At 61.2% G+C, this 26,610-nt stretch carries 20 protein-coding genes and 5 pseudogenes; 20 read left to right on the forward strand and 5 right to left on the reverse strand.

From position 1 onward, the window contains the following. Positions 1-27 precede the first annotated feature (27 nt). The 16 genes and pseudogenes from HDG32_RS33490 to HDG32_RS33565 form a co-directional block, all read left to right on the forward strand. A pseudogene (locus HDG32_RS33490) lies at positions 28-279 on the forward strand (MFS transporter); the annotation flags it as partial. Between the two features lie 1,071 nt (positions 280-1,350). Beyond that, positions 1,351-2,283 carry a phytanoyl-CoA dioxygenase family protein gene (locus tag HDG32_RS33495; protein WP_184073863.1) on the forward strand — a complete coding sequence of 311 codons (933 nt, stop codon included), beginning with the start codon at positions 1,351-1,353 and terminating at the stop codon, positions 2,281-2,283. Between the two features lie 226 nt (positions 2,284-2,509). Then, positions 2,510-3,118, forward strand: a complete 609-nt coding sequence (locus HDG32_RS33500; protein ID WP_184073864.1) for a hypothetical protein — start codon at positions 2,510-2,512, stop codon at positions 3,116-3,118. Next, positions 3,119-5,809 carry a hypothetical protein gene (locus HDG32_RS33505; RefSeq protein WP_184073866.1) on the forward strand — a complete coding sequence of 897 codons (2,691 nt, stop codon included), beginning with the start codon at positions 3,119-3,121 and terminating at the stop codon, positions 5,807-5,809. A 91-nt stretch (positions 5,810-5,900) separates the two neighbouring features. Continuing rightward, a complete protein-coding gene (locus HDG32_RS33510) occupies positions 5,901-6,308 on the forward strand; it encodes a TonB family protein (protein WP_184073868.1) in 408 nt (135 codons plus the stop codon). 99 nt (positions 6,309-6,407) lie between these two features. Next, positions 6,408-8,549 carry a type I secretion system permease/ATPase gene (locus HDG32_RS33515; RefSeq protein WP_311540536.1) on the forward strand — a complete coding sequence of 714 codons (2,142 nt, stop codon included), beginning with the start codon at positions 6,408-6,410 and terminating at the stop codon, positions 8,547-8,549. Continuing rightward, complete coding sequence (locus HDG32_RS33520; protein ID WP_184073870.1) at positions 8,549-9,973, forward strand: HlyD family type I secretion periplasmic adaptor subunit; 1,425 nt, start codon at positions 8,549-8,551, stop codon at positions 9,971-9,973. The genes HDG32_RS33515 and HDG32_RS33520 overlap by 1 nt, the downstream gene beginning before the upstream one ends. Before the next feature lie 4 nt (positions 9,974-9,977). Continuing rightward, positions 9,978-11,417 carry a TolC family protein gene (locus HDG32_RS33525; RefSeq protein ID WP_184073871.1) on the forward strand — a complete coding sequence of 480 codons (1,440 nt, stop codon included), beginning with the start codon at positions 9,978-9,980 and terminating at the stop codon, positions 11,415-11,417. A gap of 2 nt (positions 11,418-11,419) precedes the next feature. Then, a pseudogene (locus HDG32_RS33530) lies at positions 11,420-11,498 on the forward strand (ShlB/FhaC/HecB family hemolysin secretion/activation protein); the annotation flags it as partial. Positions 11,499-12,054: 556 nt separating this feature from the next. Beyond that, the gene (locus HDG32_RS33535) at positions 12,055-12,441 is read left to right on the forward strand and encodes a DUF2231 domain-containing protein (protein ID WP_244144947.1); all 387 of its coding nucleotides are present in this window, start codon (positions 12,055-12,057) and stop codon (positions 12,439-12,441) included. Further along, complete coding sequence (locus HDG32_RS33540; protein WP_184073873.1) at positions 12,434-13,753, forward strand: sorbosone dehydrogenase family protein; 1,320 nt, start codon at positions 12,434-12,436, stop codon at positions 13,751-13,753. The genes HDG32_RS33535 and HDG32_RS33540 overlap by 8 nt, the downstream gene beginning before the upstream one ends. 144 nt (positions 13,754-13,897) lie before the next feature. Continuing rightward, positions 13,898-14,270: pseudogene (locus HDG32_RS33545) on the forward strand (ABC transporter substrate-binding protein); the annotation flags it as partial. A 16-nt stretch (positions 14,271-14,286) separates the two neighbouring features. Then, positions 14,287-14,493, forward strand: a complete 207-nt coding sequence (locus HDG32_RS33550; protein WP_184073876.1) for a hypothetical protein — start codon at positions 14,287-14,289, stop codon at positions 14,491-14,493. Between the two features lie 137 nt (positions 14,494-14,630). Then, complete coding sequence (locus tag HDG32_RS33555) at positions 14,631-16,526, forward strand: FAD-binding monooxygenase (RefSeq protein ID WP_184073878.1); 1,896 nt, start codon at positions 14,631-14,633, stop codon at positions 16,524-16,526. Positions 16,527-16,553: 27 nt separating this feature from the next. Continuing rightward, complete coding sequence (locus HDG32_RS33560; RefSeq protein WP_184040718.1) at positions 16,554-16,994, forward strand: MarR family winged helix-turn-helix transcriptional regulator; 441 nt, start codon at positions 16,554-16,556, stop codon at positions 16,992-16,994. A gap of 171 nt (positions 16,995-17,165) precedes the next feature. Beyond that, positions 17,166-17,546: pseudogene (locus HDG32_RS33565) on the forward strand (sulfonate ABC transporter substrate-binding protein); the annotation flags it as partial. A 33-nt stretch (positions 17,547-17,579) separates the two neighbouring features. On the opposite strand, the gene HDG32_RS33570 reads toward HDG32_RS33565, so the two are convergent. Then, positions 17,580-18,980, reverse strand: a complete 1,401-nt coding sequence (locus HDG32_RS33570) for an MFS transporter (protein WP_184073880.1) — start codon at positions 18,978-18,980, stop codon at positions 17,580-17,582. Positions 18,981-19,266: 286 nt separating this feature from the next. Here HDG32_RS33570 and HDG32_RS33575 point away from each other — a divergent pair, with 286 nt between their 5' ends. From HDG32_RS33575 to HDG32_RS33590, 4 genes are all read left to right on the forward strand, one after another. Next, complete coding sequence (locus HDG32_RS33575) at positions 19,267-19,812, forward strand: DUF488 family protein (protein ID WP_184073882.1); 546 nt, start codon at positions 19,267-19,269, stop codon at positions 19,810-19,812. A 238-nt stretch (positions 19,813-20,050) separates the two neighbouring features. Next, positions 20,051-21,160, forward strand: coding sequence for a sugar ABC transporter substrate-binding protein (locus HDG32_RS33580; RefSeq protein WP_184073884.1), 1,110 nt, complete (start codon positions 20,051-20,053; stop codon positions 21,158-21,160). Then, entirely contained in the window at positions 21,160-22,164 is a 1,005-nt protein-coding gene (locus tag HDG32_RS33585) for an ABC transporter permease (RefSeq protein ID WP_184040728.1), read from the forward strand. Before HDG32_RS33580 ends, HDG32_RS33585 begins: the two co-directional genes overlap by 1 nt. Further along, positions 22,164-22,994 (forward strand): ATP-binding cassette domain-containing protein, encoded by an 831-nt coding sequence (locus tag HDG32_RS33590; protein ID WP_184073898.1) that lies wholly within the window; start codon positions 22,164-22,166, stop codon positions 22,992-22,994. The genes HDG32_RS33585 and HDG32_RS33590 overlap by 1 nt, the downstream gene beginning before the upstream one ends. Before the next feature lie 34 nt (positions 22,995-23,028). On the opposite strand, the pseudogene HDG32_RS33595 reads toward HDG32_RS33590, so the two are convergent. From HDG32_RS33595 to HDG32_RS33610, 4 genes and pseudogenes are all read right to left on the reverse strand, one after another. Continuing rightward, positions 23,029-23,202, reverse strand: a pseudogene (locus HDG32_RS33595) (hypothetical protein); the annotation flags it as partial. Between the two features lie 45 nt (positions 23,203-23,247). After that, on the reverse strand, positions 23,248-24,396 hold the full coding sequence (locus HDG32_RS33600; protein WP_184073886.1) for a hypothetical protein: 1,149 nt from the start codon (positions 24,394-24,396) through the stop codon (positions 23,248-23,250). A gap of 82 nt (positions 24,397-24,478) precedes the next feature. After that, positions 24,479-25,717: a lipopolysaccharide biosynthesis protein gene (locus HDG32_RS33605; protein ID WP_184073888.1), complete on the reverse strand. Its 1,239-nt coding sequence runs from the start codon at positions 25,715-25,717 to the stop codon at positions 24,479-24,481. Positions 25,718-25,785: 68 nt separating this feature from the next. Further along, positions 25,786-26,610, reverse strand: an 825-nt coding sequence (locus HDG32_RS33610) for a polysaccharide biosynthesis tyrosine autokinase (RefSeq protein WP_184073890.1), incomplete at its 5' end; no start/stop codon positions are given.

Consider the following 26,610-nt stretch of genomic DNA (forward strand, 5'->3'; position numbering starts at 1 on the left):
AGGCGCGCTCCGCACGCGGAGCGCGACATGCAGCATTCCCTCGATGGCAACGCGATCGGCTGCGCCGCGCCCGTCGCGAGTGACGATTCGATGTTCAAGAAGGTCGCGTGGCGCGTCGTGCCGTTTCTCTTTCTTTGCTATGTCGCGTCCGTTGTGGACCGGATCAATATCGGCTTCGCGCAATTGCAGATGAAGCATGAGTTCAGCTTCAGCGACGCGATGTATGGACTCAGCGCGGCCGTGTTCTATCTCGTCTATGTGCTGTGCGAAGTGCCGAGCATACATAGTCGAATATATACCTAGTATTCCAGTGCTTTTCAGACGGACCTCAAATGCCGCTGGCAGCAAGCATCACCCCCGGCACTGGCGAGCTACCTGTTGCGGGCGTGTTGACCTGGGTTTGACGTGCCGGCCCTGAGCACAGGGTATCCGACTACCGGGACGTGCTGCAACTGCTGCTGCCGCGCGGACGTGTGTGGCTCCGCGAAGTCGTGACGACACAGACTGCAGTGCTGCGCGGGCTGACTCTCACCTGCGCCACGCTCGACGCATGCGCAGCGTTTCTGCCCACCGATGCCTTTCCCGCTTCGACGTTTGAACTGCTACCGGAGCGTGAAGCCACCCTTGGGCCTTCCCGATCCCTGCGCCGGTTCCGCGCCCACCGTAGCCTAGGGTGTCGCAGAGGTCGTCGCACGGCACATTGCGACGGGCGGCCAGTCCGTTGCCTATACGCAGCCGTCGCCGCGGCGACCGGCTACGCCATCACGACTCGGCAGTTTGCTCCCTCGCAGTTTGGCGCGGCATTCTGCTCACTTTTTGCCGACGATGACTGAGATTTTATCTGGCAGGTTGATGCAACCACCCTCACCCTCAACAACCTGAGCTTCGTCGGTGCGTTCGCCACGCCCTTCTCCGCATAGGCGAAACAACGTACTTTAGTGCGGGCTGAAACGCCTCGCGCCTGCCCATACCGTGCTGCTTTTTGTGTGCGGGTCAACTTCACGTACCGGTGAATTCCTGAGCCGACTCATTGCACCCAATACCGTTAGCGCCGCGTGAAGCGCATCGTTTCGCGCTGCTCTGTTGCCTGCTCGCGACCTGTACGGTGATCGATATCGAAGGCAACGCAATCACCGCGAGCCATATCGAAGACCACACGGGTATGGTCAAGGTGCCAACGTCACCGCCTGTTTCGTCGCTATCTCAATAATTGTCAATTTGCACGCCATGATTTAAATTGTGCAGCGCCACGTAATAGAGACGGTCAGGATGAGAGCCACGAAAATTGAGACGGTGCAGACTTCCGCCCGCGTAGTCAAAAGGTCAGTCGTAAATAATTGAGAGTATTTTGTGAGTTATCTTCTAAAACAACATTTTGACGAAAGCGGCTTCGCCATCCTTCCCAGTTTCTATTCGCCAGAACAGATAGATGAGGTTGTCGATTCGATCACAGAGCGTAAGCTCGATCGACCGATGAATGTGACAGTGGACCTGCTAGACACAGGAGAACGTAGTTTCCTGGGTTTGCTGACACCGCAGGAAATCGCGACGCGACGGATGAAGATCAACGATCTCTATCTCGATATGGCTGGAGTTCGCGAACTTGCACTGTCAGAGCGGATCGCTCCGATTCTTCTGGATCTATTGGGCCACTTGCCTGCACTCTGTAACAGTCTCTACTTCGAAAAAGGCAGTCAACAACCCGCCCACGTCGACTCGATCTACATGACGCCGACAACTCCCGATCACCTGATCGCTATCTGGGTTGCGCTTGAAGACGCGCAAGTGGATGCAGGGCAACTGGAATACTACCCGGGTAGTCATAAAATCGAGCAGATGATTTTCAGCAACGGTACGCGTCACTTTGTACCTGATGAAATGCCAAAGTGGCATGCGTATATGGACGCCGAGGTGGAGCGCCATGGCCTTGAGAAGAAAACCTTCTCGGCAAGAAAAGGTGACGTATTGATCTGGCACGCCAACCTGCTGCATGGCGGTGGTCCGATCGCGGACCCGTCGCGCACGCGCAAGTCGCTCGTCTTCCACTATTTCTCTGCCGACGACGCGACGAACCTCGATCTGAAATTGCACCCCATGTCGCGCGGATTCTGGATTGATCGGCCCATCCAGGACGTTCCAGAGGAAGCGTTTGAGCGCGCCCGCTTCGAGGAAGCGTACCTCACCAAATATCCGGACGTGGCACGAGCCGTGAAGGAGAGCAGGTTCGTTTCAGGTATTCAACACTACGATCTTTTTGGAAAGGCGGAGGGGCGCTCAATCTGAAGCTCTCCAGGTTGCAACGACAAAGAGCAAGCGTCATTGAGTCTCGTTTTCGCATCCTGGCAATACTTTCAGAGCGTCACATCGTCCCAACGATAACAAAGTTTCAATATTTACAACGCCTCATTTCGGCCAAATTTCGCGAGCCTGGAAATGCATCGCGCATTTAATTAATGAATCGAAACACTTCGCGCAGCGTCGACATCATCGCTCACAGAGGAACCATGAAATGAGCGGTCAGACGCGAACACAGATCACCTGGCTCAAAGCGTTCTGGTTGCTCTTCAAAGGTAGCCCGGAAGTCGTTGGCAAGGGCTACAAGTGGAAATCCTGCATCCTGAATTTGGCGCTCGTCTGGACCATTGGGACGCCGTTCATCTTTCAACTTTTTGACGCCCAATTCTCTGGTTCGCTGCCGCCGGAAGCGCCGCTGATCAGGGGGACTGGCAGGTTTGTCCACAAGTTCACCCAGTTCGGTATCCGGAGCGTGCCCTATGTGGACTTCGAGGCCGACGATGGCCGGCACTATGTAACTGGCCGCTACGTGATGGACAGCATCGGTCTCGAAGCGCTGGCCCGGACCAAGCCGCCAGTTCATGTGTACGCCGAGGGATTCCTGCTTGAGAACGGCAAGGGATCGTACTGGCCTCTCGTAATTCGTACGCCCGGCGGCATAGACCTGATCCCGCAACAGCGCCTGCAGGATTCGCTGCGGCGTGCCCGTCGTTACCCTTGGAAAGCGCTCATGGTGATGTATTCGATCGCCGGTGTGTTGTGGGCGATCAGCACTTTGAACGCCTATCGCCTGAAGAAAAAACTGTCAAAGGAGGACGTGTAAATGCCAACAGAAGCGCTTGCGGATTTGCCGCAGATCTCACCCCTGTCGCTAGGCAACGCGGAAGCGATCGCCACGCTGGTGAACAACCTGATCGGCGGCACGGCCGCAGCAGCAGACGCCGCTGCCCAGATGAGCCAGGCGGCACAGGCCAGCGACCCGTTGGTCGCCCTTGGGCAGCGACTGGGCGCCGGCATGGACATCACCGGCTCGGGGTTTTCGACCCTGCAGATGTTCCAGCAGGTCGCGGCCAATTCCGCCTCGGCTGGAGCGCTTGCCGGCAAGCTCGCGACCGGCGCGGCGGGACTGGGCCTGCTTGCGAACACCGGGGTACTCATCCTCAATGCGATTGAAAGTGGAGACGCCCTCGCCAACATCAAGGACAGCGATCTTGTTTCACTACTGGGATCGGCGACCGCATTAGGCGTCGCTGCAGTGGCGGCTCCGGAAATCGCCATAGCAGCGGGTATTGCCGCAGCGGGACTGACGTTCGCCAGCCTCGCGTGGTCCAACTCGCCCTCCCTGCAGGACAATCTCGACGCGATCCGCAGCGTGATCGCGCCGTACTACAACCAGTTGTCCGCCAGTGACCAGCTTTCCTTCACGAACTCGCTGTCGAACACCGTCACGAACGCGCTCGCGGGCGGCATGCCGGTGCCGCAACTGAATGCACTCGGCCTCGTGAGCGGTTATTCCATCGAGGTGCCGACCAGCATCCAGCAGGTCGCAGGTGGAACAGCCTACACCTTTGCTTCGGGCACGACCTTTTTCCAGGCACCAGATTCTGGCCTGCCCGACTTTCTCCTGAATGCGGCAGGCGTTGCGCAGACCGGCACATGGATGATCCGCGACGAGCCGGGCACCGCCTCACAGGCACAAATCTGCACCTATGCCGACGGCAGTTGGTCTCAGTTCTGTAGTGGTGCCGACGGGTCGATTGGCGATATTTTCGTCAACGGTAACGGAAGCAACTATACGATCAGCGCCAGCAGCGGCCAGACCTTCGTCAACGAAAATGGAATCGGCAATCATGTCACGCTCAATGGTACTGGTGTAGTCAATGTACAGGGCAGCCAGACCGATGTGACGCTGGTTGGCAACAATAGCGTCGTCAACTCGCTCGTCGCCAGCAACAATTTCGCGACCACGGGCACCGGTACGGTGTTTCATCTGACCGGCGACAGCGTGACGTTCAACCATAACTCGGATGGCGTCGTCTACGGCGATTCGAATTTCGTGGCTGCAGTGGGCAGCAACGTCGGCGTCACGCTCGTTGGGAACTACGCTCATATCGAATCGCTGATCGCCAACAACGGCTTTGCCGTCACGGGCACGAACTCGGTATTCCAGCTGGCCGGCGATGGCGTGACGTTCAACGAGAATTCGGACGGCATCGTGAGGGGAGATTCGAATGCGATAGCTGCAGCTGGCAGTGGTGTCACCGTGGCCATTGGGGGCAACAACGTCAGGGTTGATTCGTCATTTGCCTGGAATGGCTTCTCAGTAGCCGGAACGGGCGCATTGTTTAACTTGACCGGCGATGGTGTGACGTTCCACCAGAATTCGGACGGCATTGTGAGAGGGGATTCGAACGCGATAGCTGCAGCTGGTGGTGGTGTCACCGTGGCCATTGGGGGCAACAACGTCAGGGTTGATTCGGCATTTGCCTGGAATGGCTTCTCAGTAGCCGGAACGGGCGCATTGTTTAACTTGACCGGCGATGGTGTGACGTTCCACCAGAATTCGGACGGCATTGTGAGCGGGGATTCGAATGCGATAGCTGCAGTTGGCAGTGGTGTCACCGTGGCCATTGGGGGCAACAACGTCAGGGTTGATTCGTCATTTGTCGGTAATGGCTTTTCCGTCGCAGGCACGAACTCAGAATTCCACCTGGCCGGCGACGGCGTGACGTTTCACCAAGGCTCAAATGGTATCGTCTACGGTGATTCGAACTCGCTGGCTATAGCAGAAGGCAATAGGGACATCATCGCAGTGGGCAATAACACTTCCGTTAGCGCTGGGGCGAGATGCTCGCTCAGCAGCATTGGCGATAATGGCAACATTAGCATGGGAGCAGGTTCATACCTTTTTGTTAATGGCGGCAATGACACCGTTAATGCGTCCGGTTGCGAGATCGATTTCGGTAGCGCACTGAGGGGAAAGACCATATATATCAATGGCGACAACAATTTCATTAACGCCAACGATTTGAATGGCGTAAACACCAACATTATCGTGACCGGACAGGGAAATTATGTTTACGCCAACGGCGCCACGGTCAGGTTTCAAGGTGATAACCCGGCCAACAACGTCGTGTCGGGCACACTCAATACCACCAATGGGCGTCCAGCTGGCCCGCAGACACCGGTGCCACAGCCGCCGGGCGGGGGTAGTTTTCCGTCCCCGCCGTCAGGAGGCATAGATCAGGGCAACGGGGTGATTAGCTACCCCGTGCCGACTCCGCCGATCTCCGTGAGCCCGCTTAGCACCGCGATCGACATGAGCCTCCAGCCCGGCCCCGCAGTCATGAGCAGCCTGCCGGACGGGCAGGCTACCGCAAGTCTGGCGGACCTGCAGATCAGCAACCTGATCGCCGGCATGTCCTCCTACGATGCCCAGCCGGCGGCCAGCTCGACGCTGCTGCCTGCCGCACAGCCACAACCGTACACGATGCTCGCGGCCAGCCTGCACTGACCCGACGTAATGGAGTCGCGCATCTGCAGCGGATACGCCGCAGATGCGCGCGCCCGGTGCGCCGGGAGTTGTGAGAGTCAAACGCACGAACATGAAAACTGGTTTTGCAATCTGTGTGATTACATGTCATGCACTAATGGGCTGCGCCTACGGACCCCGCGCTGGTCAACCACTTCAACTCTATTCCGAGGTCAGAATACCCGATGAGCTGCTGACAGGCATTCGCCCGCAGGACCGTGGGTTTGCAGTACAGGTTCAGTCACGCATGCGCCAGCATCTCAGGTCCAGCCTTCCCGACACGCAATCTCAGGCGCCGACCGTAATCGATGTCAAGCTCGCAGATGATGGACAGATCACAAGCGCAACCCTCGCGCAAAGTAGCGGTCATGTGGGATGGGACGCCATCGCGTTGGCGGCGGTGAAAAAGGCCTCGCCGCTTCCTCCTCCCCAAGATGATACGCAGCGGCACTTCACCATTACGGTCAGACCAACCGCCTAGCCAAGCGTACACGAAGCCGCACACCACTATCTCCGTTTCCGAAATGTTTGCCAGGTGCGCCTGCCTTACGGCACGCACGTCTGCAACGCCACAAACCGAATGAACGCACCGGATCACCGCACTCCCGCTGAATCCATGCCCGTCGCCGATGCTGGACTCGCGTGTCTTGTCGTCATTGCACGCTTCCACGGCATTGCCGCTGACGCGGCGCAACTGCGGCACGCGTTCGCGCTCGGCAATGAGGCATTCAGCGTCGATTCGCTGGTGCTCGGTGCCCGCTCGCTCGGCCTGAAGGCCCGCGTCGCGCCGCTTCGCATCGAGCGATTGGGCCGGGCCCCATTACCTGCACTTGTGTTGGACCGCGACGGTAATCACTTTGTCATCGCACGGTGTGACGGCGAAACCGCCTTCGTACTCGAAGCGCAGGCCTCGGCGCCCAGCGTGATGCCGCTCGATGTGCTCGCCGCACGCATGACCGGACATATGATCCTGTTCGCGTCCCGCGCATCGCTGGCCGGTGAACTCGCGCGCTTCGACTTCTCGTGGTTCATCCCTGCTATCGTCAGGTACCGGCGCCTGCTGCTGGAAGTGTTTGGCATCTCGCTGATGCTGCAGCTCTTCGGCCTGGTCTCGCCGCTCATGTTCCAGGTCGTGATGGACAAGGTGCTCGTTAATCGCACCTACAACACCCTGGATGTCGTCTGTATCGCCCTCTTCGTCAGTGCGACCTTCGAGGTGCTCCTGGCGGGCCTGCGCAACTATACCTTTGCCCACACCACGAACCGGATCGACGTGGAACTGGGCGCGCGCCTGTTTCGCCACCTGGTCACGCTACCGCTGAACTATTTCGCGGCCCGCCGCGTCGGTGACACGGTTGCCAGGGTGCGCGAGCTGGAAAGCATTCGCAATTTTCTGACCGGACAGGCGCTGACGGCGGTCATCGATCTGCTGTTTTCAGTCGTGTTTCTCGCCGTGATGTGTCTCTACAGCGTACGGCTGACACTCATCGTTGTCGTCTCCCTGCCACTGTATGCCGCCGTGTCGGCTGCACTCATACCGGGTCTGCGGCAGCGCCTGAACGAGAAATTTTCACGCGGCGCGGACAACCAGTCATTCCTGGTCGAGACTGTCTCCGGCATGGAAACGGTCAAGGCGATGGCCGTCGAGCCGCAATTCATCAGGAAATGGGAAGCACAACTGGCCGCCTATGTAGCGTCAGGCTTTCGTGTCGTCAGTCTGAGCAACATCGGCCAGCAACTCATTCAGTACGTCGGGAAGCTGGTCTCGCTGGTCACGCTGTTCTTCGGTGCGCGCCTCGTGATCGATGGCCGGCTCACGGTCGGTGAACTCATTGCATTTAACATGATGTCGCAACACGTCGCCGGCCCGGTGTTGCGGCTGGCGCAACTGTGGCAGGACTTCCAGCAGGTCGGCATCTCGATGCGACGGCTCGGCGACATCCTCAACTCACGCACGGAATTGCCACCCGGCACCCAGACAATGCCCGCGCTCAGGGGCGACATCCGGTTTGAGAACGTGCGTTTTCGCTACCGGGCGGACGGGCCGCCAGTCCTCGACGGGGTCTCGCTCGATGTCCGCGCGGGTCAGGTCGTCGGTATCGTAGGCCGTTCCGGCTCCGGTAAAAGCACGCTTGCCAAGCTTCTGCAGCGGTTGTATCTGGCCGAACAGGGCACGCTGCGCATCGACGGCATCGATCTCGCGTTGGCCGATCCCGCGTGGCTGCGCCGGCAGGTCGGTGTTGTCCTGCAGGAGAGTCTGCTGTTCAACCGCTCGATCCGCGAGAACATCGCGCTGGCTGATCCCGGCGCCCCGCTTGAGGCCGTGATGCAGGCCGCGCAGTTGGCCGGCGCGCATGACTTCATCTGCGAACTGCCGATGGCGTACGACACGCTGGTCGAGGAGCACGGCGGCAACCTGTCTGGCGGACAGCGGCAGCGTCTGGCCATCGCGCGAGCCCTGCTGACCGGCCCGCGTATCCTGATCTTCGATGAGGCCACCAGCGCCCTCGACTTTGAAACCGAACGCGTGATCCAGAACAACATGCGCGCGATCTGTGCCGGCCGCACGGTCATCATCATCGCGCACCGCCTGACCACCGTGCGGCACGCCGACCAGATTATCGCGATGGACCGAGGACAGGTCGTCGAGCGTGGCACCCACGATGCCCTGCTGGCGCAAGGCGGCTATTACGCCCACCTGGTCTCCTTGCAGAACAGTTAATGACGATATCACCGCGTTTCCAGGCGTTCGCAGACCTATGCCGCCGCTATGTAGCCGTGTGGCGTGCCGCGTGGTCGGTGCGCGCGCAGCTCGATGCACCGGCCAGACTCGACTATGAACTGGCGTTCCAGCCGGCGCACCTTGAACTTGTCGAGACGCCCGTTCACCCGGCGCCGCGCTGGACAGCGCGTCTGATCGTCGCGCTCGCTGTCATTGTCCTTGCCATTGCGGTCTTCGCGAAGCTTGATATCGTTGCAACCGCAAAGGGCAAGCTCGTGCCCAATGGACGGGTGAAGATCGTGCAGCCAGCCATCACTGGTGTCGTGCGGGAAATCGCCGTGCGCGATGGACAGCGGGTTGCCGCCGGGCAACTGCTGCTGAAGCTTGACACCACGCAGGCGGTGGCTGATGAGGACAAGGCGAAATCGGCCAGGCTGGATGCGGCGCTCACCGCAGCGCGTGCGCAGGCACTGCTCACCGCAGAGCAGACTGGCTCGCAACTGCGGGTAGTGCCAGTCGATGACGCGCCGGATGAGCGCCAGCAGGAGGCGCAGCGACTGGCAGAAGGCGCGTATCGAGAGTATCAGGACAGGCTTGATGCAGCGCGTGCCGAACTGGCCAGGCGCGAAGCCGAACTCGACAGTACGCGGCAGCAGATTGCGAAGTTTGCTGCCACCGCGCCGCTCGCCCGTGCGCAGGCAAACGACTACCGGACACTGTCGGCCGACCGGTACGTTGCCCGGCACGACTATCTGGCGAAGGAACAGACCGCGCTTGAGCAGGAACATGAACTGGCGACGCAGCGAAGCCGCGCGCGCGAACTGGTGGCCGGTATCGCAGGACAGCGCGCGCAGATCGAGGCGACCTCATCGCAGTTTCGCCGCGAACAGCTTGACCAGTTGGAAAAGGCGACGCAGCAGCTCATCCAGAGCCGCAGTGATGAGACCAAGGCCCATACGCGCGCGAACCTGATGAGCCTCACCGCACCCGTTGCCGGCACGGTTCAGCAACTGGCCACGCATACCCTGGGCGGCGTCGTGACGACTGCGCAGGCGCTCATGGAGATCGTGCCAGACGATGCGCTGGAGGTCGAAGCGACAGTCGAAAACAGGGATGTCGGCTTCGTCAGTGTGGGGCAGCGTGCAGCGATCAAAGTGGCAGCGTTCCCCTACACGCGCTACGGCATGCTGGAGGGCGAAGTCGTGTCGCTCGCGAACAATGCGGTGCAGGATAAGAAACTGGGCCTTGCGTTCACCGCGCGCGTGCGCCTGAAGACGAACCGGATATGGATCGAGAACAGATGGATCACGCTCACGCCAGGGATGGCCGTGAGCGCCGAAATCAGGACGGGCAAACAGAGCGTCGCGCACTATTTCCTCGGGCCGTTGGTTGAGGGCGTACAGGAGAGCATGCGTGAACGCTAGACGTATGATGCAAAGAATCGCCGTGACCGGAATTGTGCTGGCATTCGCGTTACCCGCACTCGCTTTCGACCCGCTGCTTGCGCAGCGCGGCATTCCCACCAATCCGGTCGCCGGGATGGAACTGAACATGACGCCGGATGAGCAGGCTTGCGACTTTGGCGCGCGGGAACAACCACTGAGTTTGCGCGAAGCGATCGCGCGCGGGCTATGCAACAACCCGAAAACCCGTGCCGCCTGGGCTAGCGTGAAAGCGCAGGCGGCTGCCGTTGGCGTCGCGCGCGCGGCATTCCTGCCGACCATTTCAGGCAACTGGCAGGGCGTGCGGGACAATGCCGAGACCCGCGTGAGCGGCGAACCACAACTCAGTTCGAACACTGCCGCTACCATCCGCTCGGCCAGCGTAGACCTGAACTGGGTGCTTTTCGATTTCGGCGGTCGGGCTGCCGCACTGAATAGCGCGTCCGACCTGCTCGCTGCGGCAAGGGCGACGCAGGACGCAGCCGTGCTGGCGGAATTCGCGACGATTGCCAGAGATTATTATGCCGCCCAGGCGGCGCAGGGGGCGCTCGCCGCGGCCAGCGAGATCGAACGCATGACGCGCGAAATCGTCGTCGCGGCGGAGGCACGGGTTGATCGGGGCGTCGCTCCGGTCACCGACGCGCTACAGGCCCAGACCCAGCACGACGACGCGGTATTCAATCTCACGAAGGCCGAAGGAGACACGCAGACGGCGCTGGGCACGCTGGCCTCAGACATGGGGCTTAACCCGAACGTACCGCTTGCTGTGCTCTCCGTCACGGAGAATGCCAGTCCCGACGAGACCTTTAGCCGCTCGGTCGTGGCGATGATCGACGATGTCAAACGGGCGCACCCGCGCGTGCTGGCGGCGCAGGCGCAGTTCGAGTCCGCGAACGCCGCCATCGCCCAGACACGTGCGCAAGGGTTACCGAACGTCAGTCTCATTGCGAAGTACAGCCGCAACAACCAACCGACGAGCCTGGGTCTGGGTGTTCAAACGTTTCCGGCAACCGGGCGTGATGCCTACATCGGCGTGCAGGTAAGTATTCCGTTTTTCGAAGGGTTCGGGCGGCATTACCAGATCCGGCAAGCCGAGGCTGAAGCAGAACGTCAACGCGACGCGGCCGCGGAAACACAGCAGCAGGTGGCGCTTGATGTCTGGGCGGGTTATCAGACGCTGCGCACTGCCACGCGAAATGCGATGCATAGCGAGACGGCGCTCGCGATTGCCCGACGCTCATTCGACGCCGCTGAGCATCGCTACCGGGCAGGTGTGGGGAACATCCTCGAAGTACTGAACACGCAGACATCGCTTGCCACGGCTCAGCAACGGCGCGTTCAGACGCTCGCTGACTGGCACAATGCGAAACTGCAACTGGCATCGAGGCTCGGCCGCCTTGACATGAACAGCGTTGGGGATGAATGATAAGCCGCCATACGGTGCGCGGCTTCGACGGCGAAACGATGCTCGCGGCCGAACGCGGTTTCTTCTGGCGCAACGGTCGACGCCTGAAACTGCTCAATTCTGAATACCCGTACGGAGCAACCAGTTCAAGTTGCCTGGCGGGGAGCAACGTCCATTTGAGCAGCACGGATCTCGCTGCTCCCTTCTTGCGGGACCGCTTGTGCTTGGCGGGCTGACGTTGACGGCCGCTACTGCCGCGCCCCCGCAGAAGCCCCATCCCCCGACGCCGCAACACCCATCTTCGCACCACCCGCACTCGTGCTGTCGTTGCCGGCCTGGTGCGCTTTCTGACAACCCGCCACGCCGGAGATCAATGGCGTAAGCAGTAACACAGCCAATATGAATCGTTTCATCTCGGCTCCTCGCGTCGATCATTGGTAACGCCGCCAACGCATAACCCGTAACCGCAGCACTAGGCATGCCCACCCGCACCCGCCGCGACGACCGAAAGTCGAGCGAAACGTTCAGGCATGGCTAATGCGCGGCAAGACGACGTCGGCTCCCACATCGAAAGGAGAAGCTATGTCCACCACGCCGTCCGCTATCAGACATTCCGCCACACATCCATCGAAACTCGCGCCCCGCGATCTCCGGACTGTTGAACCCCATCTCGTATGGAATGTTCGTCGGCGCGTTGATCTTTGACCTGACCTACATGAGCACACGTAACGTGTTCTGGGGCAAGGGCGCCGCGTGGCTCATTACGGTGGGCCTGATCATTGCCATCATTCCGCGCCTGCTCAATTTCGGTCACGTCTGGTTGCAGCGACGTCGCCGCGTCACGCGTATCGAAAGAATCGACTTCTGGCTCAATCTGCTCGCCATCATCGCGGCGATCGTCAATGCATTCGTGCACAGCCGCGACGCTTATGCGATGGTCCCGGACAACGTGATTCTGTCGGTCATCACCGTCGTGCTGCTGAGCATCGCCCACGTCGCGATGGCAATGAACAGGCTCGATCTCCCCGAGGTGACTCATGGCTAAGCTGATCGCCGGCAGCGCGTTCGTCATCACCATCTCCGTGTTGATGAGCGGCTGCCACGTACGGGCAGAGTACGACCCCTCGCAGCAGGCCGGAGCGAATCCGTCGATACCGCGGGCACGCAACTTCTTCGCACCGCCGATGCAGGTGCCGAAATACGTGGGATGGAAAAATGGCGCGACGCCCAAGGTGGCCGACGGCCTGAAGATCGAGAAGATCGCCTCGGGACTCGTGCACCCTCGCCAGATCTATACGCTTCCCAATGGTGACGTTCTCGTCGCGGAAGCCAATAGCCCGAACGAGGAGGCCGTTACCACGCCGAAGCAGGTCATCGCCGGGCTGATCGAAGCCAGATCGGGAAAGAAGGCCGACGGCGCGAATCGCATTACGCTGCTCAGAAAGCCTGCCAACGGCAGTGGCGAATGGGAGCGGTATGTGTTCATCGACCATCTGCATTCCCCGTTCGGCATGCAGCTCGTCGGCGACACACTCTATGTCGCCGATACCGATGCGATCCTGAAGTTTCCATACAAGACGGGCGAAACCACCATCAGCGAGCGCGGCGTCGAACTCGCCGATCTCCCCGATACGATCAACCATCACTGGACCAAAGCCCTGCTCGCCAGTCGCGATGGCAAGAAGCTCTATGTGGGAGTCGGCTCCAACAGCAATGTCGGCGAGAACGGGCTGGAGGTCGAGTACCGGCGCGCGGACGTACTCGAAATCGATACGGCGACGGGCGCAAGCCGCACTTACGCGGCGGGCATTCGCAATCCGACCGGCCTGCAATGGGAACCGACGACGGACCGGCTCTGGGCCATCGCGAACGAACGCGACGAGATCGGCCCCGATCTCGTGCCCGACTATCTGACGTCGGTGAAGGAGAATGCTTTCTACGGCTGGCCGTACAGCTATTACGGCCAGCACGTCGATCCGCGTGCTCAACCGCAGCGTCCCGACCTCGTCGCGAAGGCGATTGCCCCAGACTTCTCGATCGGCTCGCATGTCGCGCCGCCAGGACTGACCTTCTATACCGGCAACAGCCTGCCCTCGCAGTATCGCGGCGGCGCGTTCATCGGTGCGCATGGCAGTTGGGACCGCTCGCCGTTGAGCGGTTATGTGGTGTCGTACGTGACGTTGGAGAACGGCAAGCCCGCCGGTGCGCCGAAAGACGTCGTGATGGGCTTTATGTCGCCGGATCAGAAGGAGTTGTATGGCGCGCCCGTGGGCGTCGCCCAGGATCGCGACGGCGGCCTACTGATCGCCGATGACGTCGGCAACACGGCGTGGCGCGTGACGGGCGCGGGCGGCTGATGCGCGCATCGCGATCGCCTGCCGCGTGGATGCACCGTTGCGGACACCGCGACCCAGTGATGACTTCCTCGGCGATCCACTGGTCCAACCGGCGGCGCTTGCTGATCATGCTCGTGCTGAGCGGATCGGCAATGTGGTATGCCGACGACCGTGCGCCTGCCCGACGTGCAGGTGCCGGGCACCGAACAGCTGTCGCGTTTCGGCAGCAAGTACGCGGACGAGCCGGGCTCCGATAATCTCACGGGCGTGAAATCGCCAGCCGTCGACGCGATCCTGCGCAAGGTGCTGGGCGCGCAAACGCGCGAGCAGCTCGTCGATGCGACCCACGCGCTCGACCGGGTACTGATGAACGGCCATTACGTGACTCCCGCACTGGTATTCCGCGGTTCATTGCATCGCGTATCGGAACAGCCTCGCCTATCCAGCGAAGCTGCCGCTTTACTTCGCCGCCGACGAATGGCTACTGTCGACGTGGTGGCAGAAGACGGCTGGACTGAATCTTGCGCCTCCTCAATGATTGGAGGAAAACGATCATGACCAGACTACTCTTTGCAATCATCATATCGGCCGGCCTGGCGGGCTGCGTCGTCGCCCCGCCGCCGCCCAGCTATGGCTACGGTTATGAGCCAGCGCCCGCCTATGGCTATGCCCCCGGGTATTACGTCGCGCCCTCCGTGAGCCTCGGCATCGGCATTGGCGGCTACTGGGGTGGCCATGGGGGCCATTCGCACGGTCATTGAAACAGCCGTTCCCGAAAGTCCACGAGCGCTCTACCGAACCAGGGTAAACATCCATCCTCCCACGAAGCACTTCAAAATGGTTGGGGTACGGAGTATATTCGCGTTCAGCAGATATCTACTGAACGGAGGAGGACGTCATGCAATTTCATCTCAACGGTTTCCGGGTCGGCGATCCGACGATCGAGCCAGTCATCAGCAATGCGCATGCTGCGCAGATGCCCGAGACGGTCGACGTGCTGATCGTCGGCAGCGGCCCTGCCGGCCTCGTACTGGCGGCGCAGCTGTCGCAATTCCCGTCGATCGGCACGCGCGTCGTCGAGCGTCGCGACGGACCGTTGCAGATGGGTCAGGCCGATGGCGTGGCGTGCCGTACCGTCGAGATGTTCAATGCGTTCGGCCTCAGTGACCGCCTGCTGCAAGAAGCCTATTGGGTCAATGAAACAGTATTCTGGCGACCCGATGCAAATGACCGCGGCGCGATCAGCCGTACCGGCCGAGTTCAGGATACCGAAACAGGCCTTTCGGAATTTCCGCACGTCATCGTCAATCAGGCCCGCATCCAGGAATATCTGCTCGACGTGATGCGCCGCTCCGCGCGACGGATCGAACCGGACTACGGCCTCGAAGTGGTCGACGTTCAGCGCGACGATACGCACGAATACCCGGTGCTGGTCACGCTGCGCCGTACCGATCCCGCGCGGCTCGACGAGACGATGTCCGTGCGTGCGCGCTATGTCGTCGGTTGCGACGGCGCTCGCAGCCGAGTACGCACCGCCATCGGACAAACGCTGCGCGGTGACGCGGCCAACCATGCGTGGGGCGTGATGGATGCGCTGGCGGTCAGCGACTTTCCGGACATCCGGCTGAAAGCGGCGATTCAGTCCGCGAGCAGGGGCAACCTGCTGATCATTCCGCGTGAAGGCGGATATCTGGTCCGCTTCTACGTCGACCTCGGCGATGTCACCCCGGAGAACCGCGACAGCATCAAGCAGATCACGGTCGATCGCATCATCGAGACGGCGCAGCGCATCGTCCATCCCTATACGCTCGACGTAAAAGAAGTGGCGTGGTTCTCGGTCTATGAGGTCGGGCAGCGCCTCACCGACCGCTTCGACGATGCCATCGCCGCCGACGGCACTTCGCGCGAGCCTCGCGTGTTCATCGCGGGCGACGCCTGCCACACGCATAGCGCCAAAGCGGGTCAGGGCATGAACGTGTCGATGCAGGACGGCTTCAATCTCGGCTGGAAGCTCGGCGCGGTGCTGGAGGGGCGCAGCGACGCCGCTCTGTTGCGCACGTATTCGGACGAGCGCCAACCTATTGCGCAGGAGCTGATCGATTTCGACAAGGAATGGTCGGCGATGATGGCCGCGCCGCCGAAGGATCCGAACCGGCCCGAGGCGGGCGGCGTCGATCCCGCGGAGCTTCAGGCGTACTTCGTTCGCGCTGGCCGCTACACGGCTGGCGTCGCAACGCGTTACCGGCCGACCACCCTGACCGGTGAAGCGACGCATCAGGCGCTCGCCAAAGGCTTTGCGATCGGTACGCGCTTTCACTCGTCGCCTGTCGTTCGCCTCGCTGATGCAAAACCGTTCCATCTAGGGCATGCCGCGCAAGCGGACGGCCGCTGGCGCCTGTACGCTTTCGCGGACGCGTCGCGTCGTGCGCTGGATGCGCTGTGCGAGCATCTCGACAAGTCGCCCGATTCCGTTTTGAGGCTCTTCACGCCGAAGGACGCCGACGTGGACAGTGTTCTCGATCTGCGCGCGGTGCTGCAACAGCCGCATCGCGAAGTCCGCCTCGAAGACGTCCCCGCCGTCCTGCTGCCGCGCAAGGGTCGCTACGGCCTCATCGACTACGAAAAGGCATTTACGAGCGACGCGACGACTGATATCTTCGACGAGCGCGGCATCGATCGCGAACAAGGTGCACTCGTCGTGGTACGTCCCGATCAATACGTGGCCCATGTTCTTCCATTGAATGCGTATGCGGAGTTGAACGCCTTCTTTCGGCCCATCTTTCGCGTGCGTTAAACCACAACGAAACCCAAACCTCCGAAATTGCCGATCAAACCCGAAGACGCCGGCGCGCTCCCCAAATTTACTGGCAGCCTGGTGCGCCGTGCCCAACAGCGCCATGCAGCGGTCTGGCTGAGCGAGGTTTCCGCGGAGATCACGAGCGTGCAGTACGCGGCGCTCGAGGTCTTGCACGAGACGCCTGGCGTCAGTCAGCGGCAACTCGGAGACAAACTCGACGTGGATCGTTCGACGATTGCCGATCTCGTTGCACGCATGGTGCGCAATGGCCAGATCGAGCGCGCGGACGATCCTGTCGACAAGCGCAGTTACGTGCTGTTTCTCACCACTGCCGGTAAGAAGCAGCTCTCGGCCTTGCGTCCGCGCGTCGAGCAGGTCGAGCGCGTTCTCACTGAAAGGCTGACGGCAAGCGAATTGGCGCAGTTGCGCCGGCTGCTTTCGGCACTGTTGCCGCCGCGCGCTTGATGCGCTTGCTCCTGAAGACCGCCTGCCGTCGCGGTCTGCCAGACAGCGCCTCCATTTCGGCTCCCATAGCCCCCTCCCCGCCGCCGCCTGGTTAGAACCGGGTGCCTTTCCAGAACAAATGACGGACGACGCACGCGAGCCCGCACATTTGTTCCGGCACGCAACCTGAACTTCGCCGCGGTGGAGCAATCGCTCGGCGCTCGCGTGATTGCCGATGCAAGCGGCGTAGTCGGCAATCGGGCGTTCTACTTCTCGTCGCAGAGTTATGCGGCGAACAATCCCGACGTGGTCCGGATCCTGATCGAAGAACTCGACAAGGTCGATCAGTGGGGCAAGCAGAACAAGGATCAGCTCGCCAGCGAACTCGCGCAGCTATGGGGTCTGCCGAAGCAGGTCGTGGACGTGGCGGTGCAGCGCCAGCAGTTCGGCACGCAGCCGATTACCCGCGCGATTCTCGGCGAGCAGCAACAGATCGCCGAGACGTTCCTCGATCTCGGCCTGATTCCGAAGCACGTCGACGTGCTGAAGGCGGCGCCTTCGAATCTCGCGTAGGCGTATGGGCGGCGGAACGACGCCGCACCCGCGTCAACGCTCAGAGAGCGGCCGCGTTGGCGTAGCCTGTTGTTCCTGCGGGGCGTCGCTGTGCTCCGTCATACGCCGCACCGAACTCACGCTGGCCGCGATCAACGCGAGCGCCGCGGCAATGCCGGCAATCAACGTGAGGTGCTGGCCATGCACGAGTCCGAACACGATGGACACCGCCACCGCGCCGCTCGACTGGCCGAGCAGACGACCCATCGATTGCAGGCCGGACGCGCCGCCGCTGCGATGCCGCGGCGCACTGCCGATGATCACGCGGTTGTTCGGCGACTGAAAGATACCGAAGCCGAGGCCGCAGACCGCGAGCCGCCACACGATGTCGAAGCGCGTCGCCGTCTCGCCGAGCTGGCAGAGCATCGCGAGTCCGCACCCGAACACGACGAGCCCGACGCTGCTGATGCGTCCCGGCGCCCACCGATCGGACAGCCGGCCCGCGACCGGTGCGATCAACGCGGTCACGAGCGGCCACGGCGTCATCAGAATGCCGGTCTGTGTTTCCGACAGCTTCAGCGTCTGCTCGAAGTAGAACGGCAGCACGATGTACGCCATCGTCTGCGCCGCGAACGAGCAGATCGGCGTCGCCATCGACAGTGAAAACACCGGCATGCGCAGCAGGTCGATGGGCAGCATCGGTGTCGCGAGCCGGCTTTCGCGTCGCACGAACAGCACGCCGGCCACCAAGGCGATCGCGACCATCACGGCGCCGCGCTGCGTCGCGCCCGCCTGGTTGAATGCCGCGAGACCGGAGATCAGCAGGCCGAATGTGAGCGCGTTGAGCAGGACGCTCAGGCCGCTCAGGCGAGCCCCCGAGGTCGGCGTCGCGGGCAACGTGCGCGCGCCGATCGACAGCGCCAGCACGCCGAGCGGCACGTTGACGAGGAACAGCCACTGCCAGTGCGCGACCGCCAGAATCGCCGACGCGATACTCGGCCCCGCCGCCGACGAAACGGCCACCACCAGCGACGAATAACCGACGCCGACGCCTAGCCGCGCCTTCGGGAAAACGAAGCGCACCAGCGCGATATTTACGCTCATGATGCCGGCCGCGCCGAAGCCCTGAAACACGCGAGCGACCGCAAGCGCCAGCAGCGTGTGCGCATTCGCGCAGGCGAACGACGCCAGCGTGAAAAGCGCGAGTCCGTAGCAGTAGACCCGCTTGTAGCCGAGGCTGTCCCCTAGCACCGCGAGCGGCAGCAAGGACACCGTTATCGCCAGCTGATACGCGTTGACGACCCAGATCGCGTTTGCGGGCGATACCGCGAGGTCGTTGCTGATGGTGGGCAGCGCGACGTTGACGATCGAAGTGTCGAGCACCGACATCGTCATTGCGATGGCGATCGCGATGTACGCAAACGCACGTTGGGGATTGGGCAGGCCGTCGGTCATGGTGCAAGCGGGTCGAAAGACAATGCGCGGGCGACTGCGTGCGGCGCGGGCGCCGTCGCGGGTGCATTGTTGCAACTCCGACTCGCGGGAGCAAGGTTGCACTCGATACCGGAATGATGGCTACCCGGCTTGTCTCCCCGGGGTCTTGCGATTCGCGAGCGCGTGCATACGCGCGCTCGTCAGGCATGACACGTGCAACACCTGAATCGAAACAAAGTTGACGTTACTGCGCACACGTTGTAAGTCTGTAGGGATCGTCGCCGCTATCGGCGCCGGCGAAGCACGCATGGAAACGAAACGCCCTTTTTTCACGATCGGCCACTCGACGCGTCCGTTGCAGGAATTCGTCGACTTACTGAAAGGCGAGCGGATCGCCTTGCTCGTCGACGTGCGCAGCATCCCGCGCTCGCGGACCAACCCGCAGTTCAATCGCGACACGCTGCCCGCCTCGCTCGCGCCGGAACATATCGACTACATGCATCTCGCCGCGCTCGGCGGACGCCGCAGCAGGCGCAAGGATGACGCGCCGTCGCCGAATGCGTACTGGACGCATCCGGCCTTTCGCAACTATGCCGACTATGCAATGAGCGACGCGTTCCGCGAGGGACTGGCGCAACTTCTGACGCTCGGTCATCGGCAGCGCTGCGCGATCATGTGCTCGGAGGCGGTCTGGTGGCGCTGCCACCGGCGTATCATTACGGACTATCTGCTGATGCACGATGAAACCGTGCTGCACATCATGGACGCGCATCACACGAACGCCGCCACGATGACACCGGGCGCCGCGCACCCATCCGCGCGATCAGCCGCTCGTGGTAAACACGCATCCTGACCCGGCGTCCCAATCTTCGGAACGGTTACGGGTATACATGGATTAGGAGTCGCTACCGCACTGCACTAACATTTTTGCGGTACCGCACGGCTCGTATCGAGCGCTTCCGAATCGGGGTTGCACGTCCCACGCCAAACTCTCGCGCTGCCCCGCGAACTCCCGGTGCCGTCCAGCATCTGCACGCAATCGACGCAACGTCGACCACATCGACCAATGAAGACAAGAACCGGAGGATCAGATGGCACAGCAACGGGATGACGATCAGAAAAACAGCGGCAACGGTTTCAGCACGGCGCGGCGGGGGCTGATGCAGGGCGCGGGACTCGGCGCAGCGCTTTCGCTGATGGGCGCGCTAGGCGGCGCGGGCGGTCTGATCGGCACCGCGCAGGCAGCGCAGACGGCTTTTCCGTCGCACAAGAAGTGGAGGATCGTGTTCGTCAATCACGTCACCACCAACCCGTTCTTCGTGCCCACGCAGTACGGCATTCAGGATGCCTGCTCACTACTCAACATGGATTATCAGTGGACCGGCTCGGCCACGTCCGATGCCGGCGAAATGGTCCGCGCCGTGAACTCGGCGATTGCCGCGAAGGCCGACGCCATCGCGGTGCCGATCGTCGATCCGAGCGCTTTCGACAAGCCCATCCTGGCCGCGCTCGACGCCGGAATTCCGGTGTTCGCGTACAACGCCGACGCGCCGCGCGGCAAGAAGAATCCGCGCCTCGCGTATATCGGCCAGGACCTGTATCTGTCGGGCTACCAGATGGGCGAGCGCATCGTCAGTCTGATCGACAGCGGCATGGTCGGGCTGTTCATCGCCACGCCGGGGCAGCTCAACATCCAGCCGCGTCTGGACGGTGCGAGCGACGCCATCAAGAAGTCCGGCAAGAAGATCGACATCCAGACCGTGGCCACGGGCGCGACCGTCAACGAGGAGCTGTCGAAGATCAAGGCGTTCTACCTGGGCCACCAGGAACTGAAGGGCATGTTCGCGGTGGATGCGGGCAGCACGCAGGGCGTCGCGCAGGTGATGAAAGAGTCGAACCTGCCGTCCAAAGGCGTGCACGGCGGCGGCTTCGACCTGCTGCCGACCACGATCCAGCTGATCCACGAAGGTTTCCTCGACTTCACCATCGATCAGCAGCCCTACGTCCAGGGTTTCTATACGGTGATGGAGGCGTTCGTGTTCCTCAGCTCCGGCGGCCTCGTCGGCCCGGCCGAAATCAACACCGGCCTGAAATTCGTGACCAAGGATAACGTCGAGCCGTACCTGAATACCTCGACGCGCTTTGAAGGCAAGACCGACAAGGAGCAAATCGTTCCGAGATCCGGCCCAATCAAGTCCTGATGAATACAGTGAACGAAACCAGCAAAGCGGTCCGCGCGCCCCGGCGCGCGGGCGTTTCCTTCGCGTCTCAATGGGCGGCCGAGCTGCGCATCCTGCTCGTGGCCGTGCTGCTGGCCGCCTACTTCGAATTCGCAAACCACGATTTCCTGCTTACCAACGCGAGCCTCGTCAACCTGTCGCAGTTCATCGCGCCGGTGGCGATCATCGCGTTCGGCGAAATCATGTTGATGATCGGCGGCGACATCGATCTGTCGGCGGGCATGGTGTTCGCGTTCGCGCCATTCATGATGGTGTTCGCGAATGACGCGGGCGCGCCGATGTGGCTCGCCGTGATCGCGGGGCTCGTGGCCGCGGGAATCGTCGGCTTCGTGAACGGGGCGGTGTCGGTTTGGCTGCGGCTGCCCTCGTTCGTTACGACGCTCGGCACGCTCTTTCTGATCAACGGTATCACGCTCACGATCTCGCGCGGCACGCCCGCCGCCACGCCGGGATCGCCCACCTTCGCCGGGTTCATGGGCGCGTGGGGCTACAGCGAGATCATCTGGACCCTGGTGATCGCGGCCGCGATGCACGTGCTGTTGCGACATACACGCTGGGGCCTGCATACGCAGGCCGCGGGTGCGAATCCGCTCGGCGCGAGCGAGGCCGGCATACATGTGAAGCGACTGCGCCTCGGCAACTTCGTCCTCGCCGCGGTGCTGGCGGGCTTCACCGGCATGCTCGAAGCCTTTCGCATTACCTCGATCGACCCGCAGGCCGGCGGCAACCAGATCATGTTCCTTGCCGTGGCCGCCGCCGTGATCGGCGGCACGCCGCTCACGGGCGGCTCGGGCACCATCGTGGGCGGGCTCATCGGCGCAGCGGTGCTCGGTATTCTGAACGACGGCTTTACACTGATCGGTATCAACGCGTTTACGTTCAACATCATTCTTGGCGCCGCGATTCTGGCGGCGATGATCTTCAACATCCACGTCGGGCGCATTCGCCGCAAGGGTGGACGATGATGGACCAATCGCAAACCTCCTCCGCGGGCGCCAATGCCACGGCCGCTGCGCGCAGCGCGCCGAACGCCCCGCTCGCGCTGCGCGGCGACGGCCTCGTCAAACGCTTCGGCGCGGTGACGGCGCTCGATGGCGTCTCGCTCACGCTCGGCAAGGGCGAGATCCTCGGCATACTCGGCGACAACGGCGCGGGCAAGTCCACGCTCGTGAAGATCCTCACGGGCTTTCATCAGCAAACGAGCGGCACGCTCCACATCGACGGCGAGGAGACGCTGTTGCGCTCGGTCGATCATGCGCGTTCGCTCGGCATCGAATGCGTGTATCAGGATCTCGCGCTCGCGAATTCGCTGAGTATTTACCACAACATGTTCCTGAACCGCGAAATCGTGCGGCGCGGGCCGTTCAGGCTGCTCGACCACAAACGGATGCGCGAGCGCGCGGCGCAATGCCTCGACGATATCGGCGTGCACGTGCCTTCGGTGGATTTGCCCGTGGAGCGTCTTTCGGGCGGCCAGCGCCAGGCGATCGCCGTGGCGCGCGCCGTGCATTCGAATGCGAAAATCCTGTTGCTCGACGAACCGCTCGCCGCGATGGGCGCGCGCGAGGCGGGACTCATCATCGACCTACTGATGCGCTTGAAGGAAAAAGGCGGCCTCTCGATCATCATGATCATGCACAACTATGCGCAGACGCTCGATATCGCGGATCGCATCATGTTGATGCAGCGAGGGCGCGTGACCTACGAGCAACAGAGCGCGCTGACTTCGGTGGCGGAGCTGATGGACATCGTGCAGCGGGAATACCGGGCCATGCGCGCCGGCGGCGCACAGTGAGGCCGCCACGGCCCGCGACACCGCGCAACTCAGATCAGAAATCGATCTTCGCGTTCACGCTGACCATGCGCGGATCACCCGGCGCGATGTAGTCCGAGTACTGGAACATCCAGTAGCGGCGATTCGTGATGTTGTCGATCGCCGCGCGCAGCGTCAAGTCGTGCCCACCGATGCGCGTCAGATAGTTCGCCCCGATGTTTACGATCATGTGCTTCATCGACGGCCTACTGAATCAGCGGACCGTCATTGCGATTCAGGAGGGGCTGCGATGCTTCGACAATGTGGACTGGTGACGGGCGCCGTCGTTCACTCGCGACCCACTCTGCGCCGATACCGTTATATGTTCATCGTATGGGAGCCGCAGGACGAGAAACATTATCATCGGCGACACCGGCGAAAGATGCCGCAGAAATGACCCGTAGTCCGGCTCGAAAATAGCTTGCGTTGACAGGAAACTGACCAGAAAACAAAAACAAAGCGTCTCGAATCGACCCACCGGAAATAGCGCCGCCGCGGAGCGATAACGCACAAACACAGTCGCAAAAGTGAAAAACACGCCAATGCCGCCCAGCATTTGCAGCGGAGAACCCGACGTAATCAACCGCACCGGCAAAACGAAGGTCGCCAGCGTGATGGCGACGTTCGCCACGCCAATGAACATACCACTGCCTGGAATGAACTGTACGATCATCGACCCCACTTCCTCCGGGTCCCGCCACTCATTGGCATTCTGCCTTGCGAAATCCAGTGATTCGCCATAGGCCTTCTGGAACACGAAGGCGACCATCACAAACATGGCCAGCGCGAAAAAGATCAATGAAATCGGCCTTCTGAAGCCGTTTGGCGCGAAATAAAGAAACACGGTTGCGGCCAGTGTAATGCCCCAATACGATCTGAAGTACACGGCTACCACCGCTGCCAGGACGACAAACAAAACCAATATCGCACGCGACGAGTTGTAAAAGAGCATCAAAAGAACCAGAATCGAAATGATGATTTCTTTCGATGGAACGCCGATGTAGACGGTCTGATTGGCGAGCCAGAAGGCAACCAGAAAGAACTCGGCCGGCTTTAGCGAAGTGACACCGGAACGCCAGATGGCGACAAACATGCCGATTGTCGATGCGAGAAATCCTATCAAAGAAATGGAGAAACTCTGGAGACCGAAAAAGTTGAACAGCCACGCGAGATTGTCAAATGAGTCGCCAAACGCCCTGAAAGCCGTGACGGTCTTCATCCGGTCGAAAATCACCAGTTCATCCAACAGAAAACGCGCCGGCAACGTGCTGTCGTGAAACGCGGAGATCGCATAAAGCGCGATGAACAGAATGAACCAGACCGCGGCCGAAACGCCTGGACTCGCATTCCTGCCGATGATGCCGGGGAGTTTTACAATGCGCATTCTCTTTCCCTGAACAGGTGAGCGACTCGCCTCGCGGTGGAGGAGCTAAACTTGCAGCGTCGCTGATTTTTGAGCGCAGAGATCACGGCGCTTCAAAACTAGGTTGGCGATTCAAATAAGCGTCCGGCTCCTTGCCGATCTTGAGCGCCTGGTAAGTACCCACACTTGCCACGATCGTTCCACAGACGCTGAGCAGAAGAAGCGAGTGGATGAACCCGACGCCGAGGAATTGAGCCGTCGCAAAGATCAGGAAGATCGATACGGCATTGACTGCTTGAATCATCAAGTCGATCTTCAGCCGGTTCGCGACAATGAATACCTGAGCCATCGAGCCATAGATCGCCATCGTGATGAAATAGGGAACAAAGATCAGGTACACGGACATCGACGGTTCCCATTCGTCGCCCATCTTCATGTGGATAATGAGGCTAAGGCCTGCATAGCACGCTGCCACCAGAGAAATGCTGATAAACGTCAGCATAGTAAAAAACTGTTTCGAGGGATTCACTCTGTCTTTTCTGTGGCCGTCGAAATAATCGATCAGATCGCGGCGGAAGACAGCGCCCAAACTTTGCGACAAGAGGGACGCAGGGAAGTACCCCACACGATACGCCAGCGCAAAGATGCCGGCTTCACGATGATCGAAGATCATCGGCATCAAAATGGCGGACGCATAGATCACGAATGAATTCAGCGTAGTGGTCGGCACACCAAATTTTGCATACTGGATCTGAAGCGCGGAGAACCTGATGAAGGCCAACGGGATCATCCGGCGCGCCGAGTAAAGGCAGATCGCGGCGGGCACAACGGTCGAGGCCAGAAAAATCCAGCTATAGATGTTGAATACGGTGGTGCCTGTGCACTCCCCTTTCGAAAACATCATCATGCAGACGAAGTAGACGGCGAACGCGGCATTAGGGAAGAACCGGATCGTCGCGATTTGCGCGTACTTTCTTTCGGTGGTGAGTGCTCCGCACAACGCCTGTTGCAGGAACACGCCAAGTGCCAGACCGATAACAGGTATGTATTCCGTATGCCCGGCCGCTGCCGTGGCCGCCACGAGCGCCACGCCGATCCCTATGGCGACCGCACTGGAACTCGTCATTGCGCGCACGGCCTGGGCCTTGTCCGCCGCCATGCACGCAACCTCCAGACGCAAGCCGATCACCGACCCGATAAAAAGACCACCGGCCATGAGCTGGCTGAAATACCCGAGAGCCGTCGGCCCGCAGAACTTCCCGATCAATAGAATCGAAACGAAATTGAGCGCCTGACTCAGTACGACTCCAGCGATACTGACGATCGAATGTTTGATATTCACAATTTATCTACGTCGAGGTCCGGGTGAATTTTTCATCGCTCTACACGACGATGGTTCTCGTCTGAAGGCTAGCCTTTCTGCGTCTTGCCGCTGCCGGGCAATGCGTCGAGATAGGAAGCACTGCGATAGAGGCCTGCGCGCGCGCCCAGACTATAGCGATAGACATCCGTATCGATCCCGTTGAAGATCACGCCCTTCACCCGGGCATTCGCCTGCTTGAGCTGCTTGGTGGCCTCCACCACCTGCGCAATGGAAGTGGTCTCGAAGCGGGTCACCAGCAACACGGTGCCGCAGCTATCCGCAAGCGCGGTCGCGTCGGAGACGGCGAGCACCGGCGGCGTGTCGATCAGCACGATGTCGTATTCGCTCGTCTTCGCGAGGAATTGCTGCATGCGTTCGCTCACCAGAAGCTCGGCCGGGTTCTCCGGTATCGCTCCGCGCGCAACGAAGTCGAGGCCCGGACGCACGTCACGCATGATCACCGGGTCGGACGTCACGTCCGACGACAGATAGTCAGCCAGGCCGGGCGTCGAGTCGAGACCAAAGTATTGCTCGAGATGACCTTTGCGCAGGTCCGCGTCGATCAGCAACACCCGCTTGCCGGCCGCCGCTACGACCGCCGCCAGATTCGCCGAAAGGAACGACTTGCCCACCTGTTCCGTCGGCCCCGTCAGCAGCACGCGATTGTCGCCCGATTCCGATTCCAGCATGGCAAAATGAAGCGCGGTTCTGAGTCGGCGCAGGCTTTCAATCGACGGGTCGCGCGGAAACTCGCTCGCCAGCAGGAACTTCTCGCCGGCGGGCAGCTTCGGCGTCTTGCCGATTCGCGCGACTTTCGCCTGCGACAGCGGCACGCTCGCATAGACGTTCAGGCCCGTTTGCTCCTCGATCTC

Source organism: Paraburkholderia sp. CI2, from assembly GCF_014201055.1.
GTDB classification, from domain to species: domain Bacteria; phylum Pseudomonadota; class Gammaproteobacteria; order Burkholderiales; family Burkholderiaceae; genus Paraburkholderia; species Paraburkholderia tuberum.

Excerpts from the sequence above, each read along its gene's own strand:
- HDG32_RS33500 (WP_184073864.1), top strand. The coding sequence starts at position 2,510 with ATGAGCGGTCAGACGCGAACACAGATCACCTGGCTCAAAGCGTTCTGG.
- HDG32_RS33505 (WP_184073866.1), top strand. The coding sequence starts at position 3,119 with ATGCCAACAGAAGCGCTTGCGGATTTGCCGCAGATCTCACCCCTGTCG.
- HDG32_RS33510 (WP_184073868.1), top strand. The coding sequence starts at position 5,901 with ATGAAAACTGGTTTTGCAATCTGTGTGATTACATGTCATGCACTAATG.
- HDG32_RS33515 (WP_311540536.1), top strand. The coding sequence starts at position 6,408 with ATGAACGCACCGGATCACCGCACTCCCGCTGAATCCATGCCCGTCGCC.
- HDG32_RS33520 (WP_184073870.1), top strand. The coding sequence starts at position 8,549 with ATGACGATATCACCGCGTTTCCAGGCGTTCGCAGACCTATGCCGCCGC.
- HDG32_RS33525 (WP_184073871.1), top strand. The coding sequence starts at position 9,978 with ATGATGCAAAGAATCGCCGTGACCGGAATTGTGCTGGCATTCGCGTTA.
- HDG32_RS33540 (WP_184073873.1), top strand. The coding sequence starts at position 12,434 with ATGGCTAAGCTGATCGCCGGCAGCGCGTTCGTCATCACCATCTCCGTG.
- HDG32_RS33550 (WP_184073876.1), top strand. The coding sequence starts at position 14,287 with ATGACCAGACTACTCTTTGCAATCATCATATCGGCCGGCCTGGCGGGC.
- HDG32_RS33555 (WP_184073878.1), top strand. The coding sequence starts at position 14,631 with ATGCAATTTCATCTCAACGGTTTCCGGGTCGGCGATCCGACGATCGAG.
- HDG32_RS33570 (WP_184073880.1), bottom strand. The coding sequence starts at position 18,980 with ATGACCGACGGCCTGCCCAATCCCCAACGTGCGTTTGCGTACATCGCG.
- HDG32_RS33575 (WP_184073882.1), top strand. The coding sequence starts at position 19,267 with ATGGAAACGAAACGCCCTTTTTTCACGATCGGCCACTCGACGCGTCCG.
- HDG32_RS33580 (WP_184073884.1), top strand. The coding sequence starts at position 20,051 with ATGGCACAGCAACGGGATGACGATCAGAAAAACAGCGGCAACGGTTTC.
- HDG32_RS33585 (WP_184040728.1), top strand. The coding sequence starts at position 21,160 with ATGAATACAGTGAACGAAACCAGCAAAGCGGTCCGCGCGCCCCGGCGC.
- HDG32_RS33590 (WP_184073898.1), top strand. The coding sequence starts at position 22,164 with ATGGACCAATCGCAAACCTCCTCCGCGGGCGCCAATGCCACGGCCGCT.
- HDG32_RS33600 (WP_184073886.1), bottom strand. The coding sequence starts at position 24,396 with ATGCGCATTGTAAAACTCCCCGGCATCATCGGCAGGAATGCGAGTCCA.